The organism is Herbaspirillum lusitanum (assembly GCF_046025995.1).
GTDB lineage: Bacteria > Pseudomonadota > Gammaproteobacteria > Burkholderiales > Burkholderiaceae_D > Herbaspirillum > Herbaspirillum lusitanum_A.
This window is the reverse complement of sequence record NZ_JAQQFM010000011.1, coordinates 39,313-51,591: the sequence shown is the minus strand read 5'-3', so window position 1 is coordinate 51,591 and position 12,279 is coordinate 39,313. Positions and strand designations below refer to the sequence as shown.

General features: G+C 59.6%; 10 protein-coding genes. 7 read left to right on the top strand and 3 right to left on the bottom strand.

Annotated elements, in window-relative coordinates; genetic code table 11:
- Positions 1–36: 36 nt before the first annotated feature.
- Complete coding sequence (gene tgt / locus PQR62_RS21910; protein WP_408160169.1) at positions 37–1,164, top strand: tRNA guanosine(34) transglycosylase Tgt; 1,128 nt, start codon at positions 37–39, stop codon at positions 1,162–1,164.
- A gap of 854 nt (positions 1,165–2,018) precedes the next feature.
- On the opposite strand, the gene PQR62_RS21905 is transcribed toward tgt, so the two are convergent.
- Positions 2,019–3,656: an acyl-CoA synthetase gene (locus tag PQR62_RS21905; protein WP_408160168.1), complete on the bottom strand. Its 1,638-nt coding sequence runs from the start codon at positions 3,654–3,656 to the stop codon at positions 2,019–2,021.
- Between the two features lie 229 nt (positions 3,657–3,885).
- Between PQR62_RS21905 and yajC the strand changes: the two genes are divergently transcribed.
- The 5 genes from yajC (at position 3,886) to PQR62_RS21880 (ending at position 8,902) form a co-directional block, all read left to right on the top strand.
- Positions 3,886–4,218 carry a preprotein translocase subunit YajC gene (gene yajC / locus PQR62_RS21900; protein ID WP_408160167.1) on the top strand — a complete coding sequence of 111 codons (333 nt, stop codon included), beginning with the start codon at positions 3,886–3,888 and terminating at the stop codon, positions 4,216–4,218.
- A 180-nt stretch (positions 4,219–4,398) separates the two neighbouring features.
- A complete protein-coding gene (gene secD / locus PQR62_RS21895; RefSeq protein WP_408160166.1) occupies positions 4,399–6,318 on the top strand; it encodes a protein translocase subunit SecD in 1,920 nt (639 codons plus the stop codon).
- Between the two features lie 94 nt (positions 6,319–6,412).
- Positions 6,413–7,357, top strand: coding sequence for a protein translocase subunit SecF (gene secF, locus PQR62_RS21890; protein ID WP_408160165.1), 945 nt, complete (start codon positions 6,413–6,415; stop codon positions 7,355–7,357).
- Between the two features lie 198 nt (positions 7,358–7,555).
- A complete protein-coding gene (locus PQR62_RS21885) occupies positions 7,556–8,458 on the top strand; it encodes a tRNA threonylcarbamoyladenosine dehydratase (RefSeq protein ID WP_408160164.1) in 903 nt (300 codons plus the stop codon).
- An 84-nt stretch (positions 8,459–8,542) separates the two neighbouring features.
- Positions 8,543–8,902: a glyoxalase superfamily protein gene (locus tag PQR62_RS21880; RefSeq protein ID WP_408160163.1), complete on the top strand. Its 360-nt coding sequence runs from the start codon at positions 8,543–8,545 to the stop codon at positions 8,900–8,902.
- 48 nt (positions 8,903–8,950) lie between these two features.
- Here PQR62_RS21880 and PQR62_RS21875 read toward each other — a convergent pair whose 3' ends face one another.
- The gene (locus tag PQR62_RS21875; RefSeq protein ID WP_408160162.1) at positions 8,951–9,343 is read right to left on the bottom strand and encodes a hypothetical protein; all 393 of its coding nucleotides are present in this window, start codon (positions 9,341–9,343) and stop codon (positions 8,951–8,953) included.
- 441 nt (positions 9,344–9,784) lie between these two features.
- Between PQR62_RS21875 and PQR62_RS21870 the strand changes: the two genes are divergently transcribed.
- Positions 9,785–10,858, top strand: coding sequence for a helix-turn-helix domain-containing protein (locus PQR62_RS21870; protein WP_408160161.1), 1,074 nt, complete (start codon positions 9,785–9,787; stop codon positions 10,856–10,858).
- A gap of 122 nt (positions 10,859–10,980) precedes the next feature.
- On the opposite strand, the gene PQR62_RS21865 is transcribed toward PQR62_RS21870, so the two are convergent.
- The gene (locus tag PQR62_RS21865; protein ID WP_408160160.1) at positions 10,981–11,763 is read right to left on the bottom strand and encodes a 3-hydroxybutyrate dehydrogenase; all 783 of its coding nucleotides are present in this window, start codon (positions 11,761–11,763) and stop codon (positions 10,981–10,983) included.
- Positions 11,764–12,279: the final 516 nt, after the last annotated feature.

Below are 12,279 nucleotides of genomic sequence, written 5' to 3'. Positions count from 1 at the left end.
AGACCCAGAACCTGTCCCAGAACCGTTAAGACCATCATGCTCGAATTTACTCTGCTCAAGACCGACGGCAAAGCTCGCCGCGGCCGCGTCAAACTGAACCATGGCACGGTCGAAACGCCGATCTTCATGCCGGTCGGCACCTATGGCTCGGTCAAGGCGATGTCGCCGCTGGAGCTCAAGGAAATCGATGCCCAGATCATCCTCGGCAACACCTTCCACCTGTGGCTGCGCCCGGGTCTGGAGGTGGTGTCCAAGTTCGGCGGCCTGCATGCCTTCATGGGCTGGGACAAGCCCATCCTGACCGACTCCGGCGGTTTTCAGGTGTTTTCGCTGGGCGAGATGCGCAAGATCACGGAAGAGGGCGTGCACTTCGCCTCGCCGATCAACGGTGACAAGCTGTTTCTCTCGCCCGAGATTTCAATGCAGATTCAGCGCGTGCTGAACTCCGACATCGTGATGCAGTTCGACGAATGCACGCCTTATGAAATCGACGGCCGCGCCGCCACGCGCGAAGAAGCCGGCAAATCGATGCGCATGTCGCTGCGCTGGGCCAAGCGATCCAAGGATGAATTCGATCAAGGCGAAAATCCGAACGCGCTGTTCGGCATCGTGCAGGGCGGCATGTACGAAGACCTGCGCGACGAATCGCTGGCCGGCCTGAACGAACTCGGTTTCGACGGCATCGCCATCGGCGGTCTCTCGGTCGGCGAGCCCAAGGAAGACATGATGCGCGTGCTGGAACACGTAGGCCCGCGTCTGCCTGCCGACAAGCCGCACTACCTGATGGGCGTGGGCACGCCGGAAGATCTGGTGGCCGGCGTCGCCAACGGCGTCGACATGTTCGACTGCGTGATGCCGACCCGCAACGCGCGCAACGGCTGGCTGTTCACCCGTTTCGGCGACATCAAGATCAAGAACGCCAAATACAAGGACGACACCAAGCCGCTGGACGAAACCTGCGGCTGCTACGCCTGCAAGAACTTCTCGCGCGCCTACCTGCACCACCTGCACCGCACCGGCGAAATCCTCGGCGCCCGCCTCAATACCATCCACAACCTGCACTACTACCTGGAACTGATGCAAGGAATGCGCGACGCCATCGACGCCGGGCAATTCCAGCCCTTCGTCACCAAGTTCAAAGAAGACCGCGCACGCGGCGCCTGAGAGTTTTCTCGCAGTCCGAAGTCAGGATTGTGTAGCGGATCAAAGAAACCAGCATCATCAGCCAATGCCGTTCAGTCAAGACTGAACGGCATTTTCATTTGTGTGCCATGCACTGGCATTGATATGGAGGTAGCCCGAACGGGTGAGAGGATATTCAAGGTCTCTGATCATAGGCGCCATAGCAGCGAATTACGACGCCGCAAGTCAGCAAACAAAAACACCGAAGCCGTAGGCGAGAAGAAAACAGAACGAAGCCGACGGCGAGTAAAAATCCCGAGGCCGAAGGCGAGGCGGTTAAAAGAATTCCCCGTGGGGACGCAGCCGGTGATGTGGTGCAGAAAATGGATCAGAAGTGAAACTTGTCTGAGCGCAGCGAGTTTGTTTCACTTCCCATTTTTTGCTCCACAGCACCGGGAACCCGCAGGGCAAGTCTTCGGGGTCGCCTTCTTTTGCTTACTTTTCTTGGCGAAGCAAGAAAAGTGAGTAGCTGCCGGGCTACCCCCGGCGCTCCCCTCCGCCCGAAGAAAAAACAAAATCAATCAAAGCAAGCAGACAGCAAGATCAAGCCACAGCGACAAACAAGCAAAGCATCAATACATCAACGCATCAACGCATCAACGCATCAACGCATCAAAGCATCAACGCATCAAAGCATCAAAGCATCAAAGCATCAAAGCATCAAAGCATCAAAGCATCAAAGCATCAAAGCATCAAAGCATCAAAGCATCAAAGCATCAAAGCATCAAAGCATCAAAGCATCAACGCATCAACGCATCAACGCATCAACGCATCAACGCATCAACGCATCAACGCATCAAAGCATCAAAGCATCAAAGCATCAAAGCATCAAAGCATCAACCCTTCCTCCACCCGCTCACCAAATCCCTCAACTGCCGCCGAATCACCTTCCCGGTGGTCGTCATCGGCAACTCCTCCACAAAATACACCTCGCGCGGATACTCATGCGCCGCCAGCTGCGTTTTCACATGCTGCTGAATCTCCTGCTTCAACTCATCGCCCGCAACAAAACCCTGATTCAGCACCACAATGGCCACCACGATCTCGGTACGCTCGGCATCCGGCGCACCCACCACCGCCGCCATCTTCACCGCCGGATGCTGCAGCAGATTGTCTTCGATCTCGCCCGGCCCGATGCGATAGCCGGCTGAAGTGATCACGTCGTCATCGCGGCCGACGAAGCGGATATAGCCGGCCTCGCCCATCACGCCGGTATCTCCGGTCAGCAACCAGTCGCCGGCAAACTTGGCGGCGGTGGCCTCAGGATTTTTCCAGTACTGAAGAAACATGACCGGGTCCGGCCGTTGCACGCCGATGTTGCCCTGCGCACCGGGCGGCAGCACCGCGCCCTGATCGTCGACGATCGCCAGCGTGTGGCCCGGCGCAGCGCGGCCGATGGCGCCGGCCTGCGTGTTCATCACGGCAGCGTTGGCGGAGATCGTCATATTGCATTCGGTCTGGCCGTAGAACTCGTTGATGGTGAGGCCGAAGGTCTTGCGGCCCCAGTCCAGCAACTCCGTGCCCAATGACTCGCCGCCGCTGGCGACCGAGCGCAGCCGGAAGCGCCAGCGCCGTTCAGGCTCGGCGACGGTGCGCATCATTTTCAGGGCGGTCGGTGGCAGGAAGGTATTGCGTACGCCCTGATCCTGCAGCAACTGAAACGCCGCCTCCCCGGTGAATTTTTCGAAACGATGCGCCACCACCGCCACGCCGTGGTGCCAAGCCGGCAGCAGCACATCCAGCAGGCCGCCGATCCAGGCCCAGTCGGCCGGGGTCCAGATGCGATCGCCTTCGAATGGAAAAAAATTATGCGACATCTCGATGCCCGGCAGATGGCCCAGCAACACGCGGTGCGCGTGTAGCGCACCCTTGGGCTGACCGGTGGTGCCGGAGGTATAGATGATCACGGCCGGATCGTCGGCGCGGGTCCTGAGCGGCGTCAGGTCGGCCGGGTGCTGCGCCATCGCCTGCTGCAGATCCTGCACGCCCGGGCCGGCGCCGTCGATGCTGAACACCGCCCGCAGTTGCGGCAGACGTTCGCGGATGGCAGCCAGCTTGGCGGCGCCGTCGGCATTGGTGATCACCACGCGGGCGCCGCTGTTGTGCAGGCGATATTCCAGCGCTTCGCTGCCGAACAGCGCAAACAGCGGGATCGCAATGCAGCCGATCTTGTAGGAGGCGACGTGGGCCATGGCGGTCTGCGGCGCCTGCGGCAGCAGGATGCCGATGCGCTCGCCCGGTGCCAGGCCGAGCGCCAGCAGCATGCGGCCGAGGCTATCCGAGCCTTCCTTGATTTCGCCGAAGCTGTATGCGCGGCTGGCGCCGTCGCGCCCGACGTGGATCAGCGCCAGCCGGCCGGGATCGCGCTCGGCCCATTTGTCGCAGACGTCGACGCCGATGTTGTAGTACTCGGGGATGTTCCAGGCAAAGTCGGAGCAGAGCTGTTCATAGCTCTGCGCGTGGGTGGGCAGCATGCAGGTCTCCATCATTCTTGTAATTAATTTCCACTGTACAAGTTTGAGGCGCTTGTGACGATGCCGGATTGACAAGTCCGGGTGTAAAAAAGCCCGATCCTGCGCTGACCGGCAGCGGATTCTTCTCCGATCTGCCCTTGATGTTCGGCAAGCCATCCCGATTTGCGGGGATAGTGCTCGCAGAATGCTAAAATGCGGGGCTATTTTTTAACAACCTTTGGAGCGCCACGTGTTTATTTCCGATGCATTCGCACAAACCGCAGCAGCAGGCCCGGCCGGCATGATGGGCAACCTGACCAGCTTCCTGCCTATCATCCTGATGTTCGTGGTGCTGTATTTCCTGATGATCCGTCCTCAGATGAAGCGCCAGAAGGAACAGAAGTCCATGATGGAAGCGCTGGCCAAGGGCGATGAAGTGGTGACGTCGGGCGGTGTTCTGGGCCGTATCGTCAAGGTGGCTGATGCTTACATCACCATCGAAGTTTCCGAAGGCAATGAAATGGTCGTGCAGAAGGCCGCTGTGACCACGCTGCTGCCAAAGGGCACGCTGAAGGGTCTGTAATCTGCCGGTTCCGGCTGCAATGGGCGCATCGTCGATGCGCCCATGTGTTTTACAAGCCCGCGACCGTCGCGGCATTCAGCCTGAATGCCGGTGCGGGGTCGTCGGCCTGATCATGCTGCATGTTTCTGATCTCTTTGTTTTTTGCAGTGTGAGCATGTCCATCCAAGAAGCTGAATCAATATGAATCGTTATCCTCTCTGGAAGTACGTCTTAATCGTCATTGCCCTGCTGTTCGGCGTACTTTATACGCTGCCGAACTTCTTCGGCGAATCGCCGGCCGTGCAGATCAGCAGCGCCAAGTCCACCCTGAAGGTGGAAAGCGATCTGGTTGATCGCGTGCAACAGATCCTGCAACAGGGCAATCTGGCTCCGGAGAGCATGGCATTCGACAACACGGCGGCGCAGCCTTCGGTGCGCGCGCGCTTTGCCAACACCGATGCGCAGTTCAAGGCCAAGGCCTTGCTCGAGCAGAAACTGAACGCCGATCCCAGCGATCCGACTTACATCGTCGCCTTCAATCTGTTGCCGAACACGCCGCAATGGATGCAAAACCTGCACGCTTTCCCCATGTATCTGGGTCTGGACTTGCGCGGCGGCGTGCACTTCCTGATGCAGGTCGACGTCAAGGCTGTGACCGCCAAGCGTCTGCAAGGTCTGCAGTCGAGCGTGCGCAGCCTGCTGCGCGACAAGAACATCCGTCATAACGGCATCACCCGCAACGGCGACGCCATCGAAGTCGCGTTCCGCGATACCGATACCCGCGACAAGGCCAAGGCAGCGCTGGCTGAATTGCAGGAAATGGCATTGACAGACGCCGGCAGCGGCGAAGACCTGAAGCTGGTCGCCACCTTGCGTCCGGAAGCGCTGAAGCAAACGCAGGAAGACGGCGTCAAACAGAATATCTCGACCCTGTCCAAGCGCGTCAATGAGCTGGGCGTGGCCGAGCCGCTGATCCAGCGCCAGGGCGCCGACCGCATCGTGGTCGAGTTGCCGGGCGTGCAGGACGTCTCGCGCGCCAAGGACATCATCGGCCGTACCGCCACGCTGGAAGTGCGCATGGTTGACGAGACCGTGGCGCGCGGCACTGAAGAGTCGTCGGCGATTCCATTCGGTTCCGAACTGTTCAAGGTCGGCAAGAATGCGCCGGTGGTGCTGTACAAGGATCCGGTGCTGACCGGCGACTACATTTCCAACGCCTCGGCCAGCTTCGACGAAAACCATCAGCCTGCGGTCAGTATCGACCTCAACGGCGACGGCGGCCGCAAGATGCGTGAAGCGACCCGTGAAAAGGTCGGCAAGGCGATGGCCATCGTGCTGTTCGAAAAGGGCAAGGGCGAAGTGCTGACCGTGGCGACGATTCGCTCCGAACTGGGTTCGCGCTTCCAGATCACCGGCATGGGCTCGGCTGAAGCCTCGAGCGATCTGGCGCTGCTGCTGCGTGCAGGTTCGCTGGCGGCGCCGATGGACATCATCGAGGAACGCACCATCGGCCCGCAACTGGGCGCCGACAATATCAGGAAGGGCTTCGACGCGACGCTGTACGGCTTCGCTGCGATGGCCGTGTTCATGATCGTCTACTACCAGTTGTTCGGTTTCTTCAGCGCGGTGGCCTTGTCGGTCAACGTGCTGCTGCTGATCGCGGTGCTGTCGACGCTGCAGGCCACGCTGACGCTGCCGGGTATTGCGGCGATTGCGCTGGCGCTGGGTATGGCGATCGACTCCAACGTGCTGATCAACGAGCGCATCCGCGAAGAACTGCGTAACGGCAATTCGCCGCAGGCCGCGATTGCGATCGGTTTCGACCGCGCCTGGGCCACCATTCTGGACTCCAACGTGACCACACTGATCGCCGGCCTGGCGCTGCTGATCTTCGGTTCCGGCGCCATCCGCGGTTTCGCGGTGGTGCACTGCCTGGGCATCCTGACCTCGATGTTCTCGGCCGTGTTCTTCTCGCGCGGCATCGTCAACCTCTGGTACGGCCGCAAGAAAAAGCTGACCAGCCTGGCCATCGGACAGATCTGGAAGCCCAGCGGCGACAAGTCTGCTGCGCCTGCCGCACCAGCAACACCGTCGGCGCCTGCAAGCAAGCGCGGCAAATAAGCGCAAGCAAACGGAGCAGCAGTCAGGTAAGTGATCAGACACCGCAAGGCGGCGCCACATAAAAGGCCCGCCGCTTTGCACTGAAAGGATAGTGATGGAATTTTTCCGGATTAAAAAAGACATTCCGTTCATGCGCCATGCGTTGATTTTCAACGTGATTTCGGCGCTGACATTTGTCGCGGCAGTGTTCTTCCTGCTGACCAAGGGTTTGCATTTCTCGATCGAGTTTACCGGCGGCACCGTGATGGAAGTGGCGTACAGCAAGCCGGCCGATCTGGAGAAGATACGCAAGTCGATCGAAGGTCTGGGCTACAAGGACACCCAGGTGCAGAGCTTCGGCACCGCGCAGGACGTGATGATCCGCCTGCCGGCGCAGCATGGTGTGAATGCCACCCAGCAAAGCGAAAAGGTGGCGACTGCGCTCAAGACCGACGACGCTGATCTGAAAGTGCAGCGGGTTGAGTTCGTCGGGCCGCAGGTGGGCGACGAACTGGCGCACGATGGCCTGATGGCGCTGGCGATGGTGGTGATCGGCATCGTGATCTATCTGGCCTTCCGCTTTGAATGGAAATTCGCGGTGGCGGCAGTGATCGCCAACTTGCACGATGTGATCATCATTCTCGGCTTCTTCGCCTTCTTCCAGTGGGAGTTCTCGCTGACCGTGCTGGCGGCGGTGCTGGCCGTGCTGGGTTACTCGGTCAATGAATCGGTGGTGGTGTTCGACCGCGTGCGCGAAGCCTTCCGCGATCGCCGCTACAGCAAACTGAGCGCGCCGGAAGTGCTGAACCACGCGATCACCAGCACCATCTCGCGTACCATCATCACTCACGGCAGCACCGAAATGATGGTCTTGTCGATGTTCATCTTCGGCGGCCCGTCGCTGCATTACTTTGCGCTGGCGCTGACCATCGGTATTCTGTTCGGCATCTATTCTTCGGTGTTCGTCGCCGCCGCGATTGCAATGTGGCTGGGTGTGAAGCGCGAAGACATGATCAAGCCGGTCAAGCCCAAGGATGAAACCGGCGGCGCGGTGGTTTGATCTGCCGGATATTTTTCCGCAGACGGCAGCAACAAGTATCAGGCAACAAGAAGGTCGCACCGCCGGTGCGGCCTTTTGCATTTTGAGGCGGCCGCGTTTTGTACTGGTCTGCAGTCTGATTCTGCCGTCCGCTTCTGCAGCGCAGCCGCAAAGCTAAGATAATGCGGACATTGCATTTTTTGCCGACAGGGCATCTTGATGAGCATCACGACACATTCCGAGGCGCCGGCTTCAACACCCGCTTCCATCGAGCACGATATCGACTTCGACCGCCGTTTCGGCGGCATCGCCCGTCTGTACGGCGCACAGGCCTTGCAGAACTTTCGCAAGGCCCACGTCTGCGTGATCGGCGTCGGCGGCGTCGGCTCCTGGGTGGTGGAAGCGCTGGCGCGCAGCGCCATCGGCCGCATCACCATGATCGATCTCGACAATCTGGCTGAATCCAACGTCAACCGTCAGATCCATGCGCTGTCCGATACCCTGGGCAAGGCCAAGGTGACTGCGTTGCACGAGCGCATCATGCAGATCAATCCGACCTGTGTGGTCACCGAGGTGGAAGATTTTCTGACAGAAGACAACATCCCGGAAATGATAGGCGAGGGCCGTTTCGATTACGTGATGGACGCCATCGACAATGTGCGCGCCAAGGTCGCCCTGATCGCCTATTGCCGTGCGCATGGCGTGCCGCTGCTGACCTCGGGCGGTGCCGGCGGCCAGATCGATCCGACCCAGATCGAGATTCGCGACCTGTGCCGCACCGAGCAGGAGCCCTTGCTGGCCAAGGTGCGCAAGCGCCTGCGCGCGCAGCATCGTTTTCCGCGCGGCACCAAGAACAAGTTCGGCATCGATGCGGTGTTCTCGACCGAGCCGCTGCGTCTGCCGGAAATGGCGGAGGGTGAAGTCTGCCTGATCGAGGAGGCCGACGCCGACGACATGGATATCGGCGGCGACGCGGCCGATATGCGTGCGGCTGAAGAGGTCACGCAAGCCGGCGTCACCGGTCTCAACTGCGCCGGCTTCGGCTCTGCCATGGTGGTCACGGCTTCCTTCGGTCTGGTGGCGGCGGCGCACGTGCTCAAGAAGATTGCTGCGCGCAAGTAAGCGGAGCCCGCTCCGCAGTCTCCGCACATCGCCGCACATCACCGCACATCATCAATATCATCTGCAGTTGATTGAGGAAATTCCATGCATCTGAATCGCGCCATCCCCATTCTCCGCATCTTCTCGGAAGACAAGGCGCGCGAGTTCTATCTCGATTTTCTTGGCTTCACGCTGGAGTGGGAACATCGTTTCGAACAGAATTTTCCGCTCTACCTGCAGATCAAGCGATCCGATCTGGTGCTGCATCTGAGCGAGCACCATGGCGACGCCACTCCCGGTTCGGCCATCTTCGTGCCGATGACCGGCGTGGATGAGCTGCAGCAGGAACTCAGCGCAAAAGACTATCGTTACGCCAAGCCTGCGGTGCAGGATCTGCCATGGGGGCGGGTGCTGGAGCTGAGCGACCCCTTCGGCAACCGTCTGCGCTTCAGCGAATCGACCTGACTCGCTGGATTTACCCGATCTGCCTGAGCGACGCCATGCCGGGGCGCCTCAGGGCGTCAGATCCTCGATAAAGAAGCGCAGATACTTGTACGCGCAGCCATACTCGCCGCGGCCGATGACCTTCATGATGCGCTCGGTCTCGTCGTCGGTGTAGGCAAACACCATCAGGCCGCAATGGCCGTCGAGCGCCAGCGCCTGATAGCGGCGCAATACGGATGCATCGATACCTTCCGCCGGCGGCAGCGCCTGGTCGGCGGAGATCTGCGCCATGATCTCACCGGCGGGAAAGATCACGATTTCACTTTCATCGTAGCCCCCCTGCAAAAGCGATTGCCGCACCTGCAGCACCGAGGCCTTTTGCGCAAACATGGCACTCACATAAGCGCGCGGATAGAACTGTCCGCTGAAGGTCTTGAGCAAGATCGGATAGTTCAGCTTCATCGCAGACTCCCCCTGGAATTCGTGGGGCCGGTTTCCCCTGCCTCTTCCGTGCAGTCGGAACCGGTCTTGTTTTTAATTTAATGCAGGCGCTATTTTCCATGTGAAATTTGCACGGACTTGACTGCGCGTCTCATTTTTTGAAAATAATCTCCGATAAGATAGAGGAGGGAGACATCGCGCAAATTCAGATCGGGCTTTGCTGAAGCGGCATAGTTGCTTTGCTTTTTTGCGATATTTCCACGGGGAAATCAAGGTGCTGCGGATGCCCATTTCATCGGTCCGCTATCCGGCCTGCGAAGGCAGAACAAAAGCAAAACAAAAGTAGAAGCAAAAAACATCAGAAGCAGACGTTGAGCAAAAGCACTGGGGAAGGGCTTGATGCAATTTATTTTCTTTGCCGCACTATCGTTGGCCCGCCGTATCGGAAAGGGCTGAGACCGCATGCCCAAACAGTATTCGGAAGAAGTGCTGCGCCTGATCGAGGCGCACAAGCAACGCTATGCGTATCCCACCGTCGTCGCCGGCCAGCCGGCTGCTGCGCCGCTGGTGTTGCACCAGCATTTCACGGTCGCCAAGGAAGCGCGCAACATGCAGGCATCGGCCTGGAGCGATTACGTCAGCCGCATTCTTGACACCCCGGTGTCGCACGCGCAACGCGCGAATGGATTTCGCGGCGAGATCGACAGCTATGTGCTGAAAGAAATGGTTTATCTCGACAGCCGCACCGACCCGCTGGTGCAGGCGCGCACCACCGCGCGCATCTCCCGCGACAGCGTACGCGATTACGTATTCCACGTGGCGGTGGAGGGCGTCATGGAAACAGCAACCGATGGCGCCCGCCAGCGCAAGTCGGCACAGTATCTGCCCGGCATTCTGGCGCTCGACCTCGGTCAGCCCATGCGCATGGTGAGGCCGAGCTACGCACGTGTGCTGGCCTTCTTCATGCCGCGCGCGCGGGTCGAGGCAGCGATTCCCGATCCCGAAGCACTGCATGGCGCGGTGGTCGCCTACACCTCGCCGCTCACACGTTTGCTGTGCGATCAGTTGCAAGTCATGTGCGACCGCTTGCCGCATCTGCCGCCCGATGAAGCGCAGCACGCCATCCTCACTTGCGCCGATCTGATCCTCGCTGCTTTTTCGAAGCAGCAGCGGCTGGAGGGCGGCGCCCGTGCCGCAGTGCGTGCGGCGATCCAGATGCAGGTAAAGCAATACATCGAAGCCAATCTGCATCACAAGGAACTGTCGCCGGAAAGCATCCTGAAGGTGTTTCCGATTCCGCGTCCCAGTCTGTACCGCATGTTCGAAGCCGAAGGCGGGCTGGCGACCTACATCCGCAACTGCCGCTTGCGCGAAGCCGCCGACGAGCTGATCCGGCTGCCGCGTACACCCGTGATGGAAATCGCCTACGGCATGTGCTTCAGCAGCGCCTCCGATTTCACGCGCGCCTTCCATCGCACTTACGGCATGGCGCCGCAGGATTTCAGGGCGATCGGGCAGGATGTGATGAAGTTCTGATGCGGCCGGCCAACTGCCGCGATGGATAAGCGCACGGCGCCCATCAGCGGATTCGAGTAATTTACGCAGACATGAAAAAGCCGCCTCTCGGGCGGCTTTTCTCCAGAGACATCAGGCCCGGCTTACTGCATGAACCAGCCATGACTGACCACCACCGATTGACCGGTCAAGGCATTGGTCGGGAAGGCCGCCAGGAACACGGCGGTCTGCGCCACGTCCTGGGTGGTGGTGAACTCGCCGTCGACCGTGTCCTTCAGCATCACTTTCTTGATCACGTCGTCTTCGCTGATGCCCAACTCCTTGGCTTGCTCTGGGATCTGTTTTTCCACCAGCGGCGTGCGCACGAAGCCGGGACAGATGACGTTGGAGCGGATCTTGTCCTTGGCGCCTTCTTTGGCGACCACCTTGGCCAGACCGATCAGGCCGTGCTTGGCGGTGACGTAAGGCGCTTTCAGCGGCGAGGCTTCATGCGAGTGCACCGAGCCCATGTAGATGATGGAGCCGCCCTTGCCGCCCTTGACCATGGCGCGCATCGCGGCGCGTGTGGTGAGGTAGGCGCCGTCCAGATGGATCGCCAGCATCTTGCGCCAGTTGTCCAGCGTGCTGTCGACGATGGGGCTGATGATCTGAATGCCGGCATTGCTGATCAGCACATCGATGCCGCCGTAGGCCTTGACCGCTTCGGCCACGCCCTGATCGACCTGCGCTTCGTCGGTGACGTTCATGGCGACCGCCATCGCGGTGCCGCCGCTCTTGCTGATTTCATCGGCGGCAGCCTTGGCTGCATCCAGCGCCAGGTCGGCGATCACAACCTTGGCGCCCTGTTTCGCGTATTCGATGGCGATTTCCTTGCCGATGCCGCTGGCGGCGCCGGTGATCAGCGCAACTTTGTCCTTGAGTAGCATATGTTTCCTTTATTGATTTGAGTTGATGAACATGCGAAACAAAAAATTCACATCGAAAAAAATTCACAGCGAAAATTCTGCCTGATTGCCTGCGGGAGCAACGCGCTTGCATGCTGTTCGTCGCGGCCTGCAAAGGCTTGATGTTCTGCGCCGCCGGCATCGCTGTCTCTGTACTTTGCCGACGCTGCTGCGGTGCTGCATCCGGTGTTGCATCTTATCCTGATATTACGGCGACTTCATCTGCGCGCTGTGCCAGCGAGACCGGGCAAAGCCTGTCGCAATTCCAGGTTCTGATGCGGCTCTCGCGCCAAAGTTCGTGGGCTCGCTTTCATGTCTGCCGGCCGGCGTCGGCGCTATCGCATTTCTGTATTTCCACTGCTGTGCTCAGGGCCGTGTCAGCTTTCTGTCATGCCTCTGTTATGCCGGCGTCACATGCATGTCATGCCATTGTAACGCCGCGTACTGGCTGTTGTTGCGTGGCCATGTAGCATCAAAAAAGTCATTCGCATGAAATAA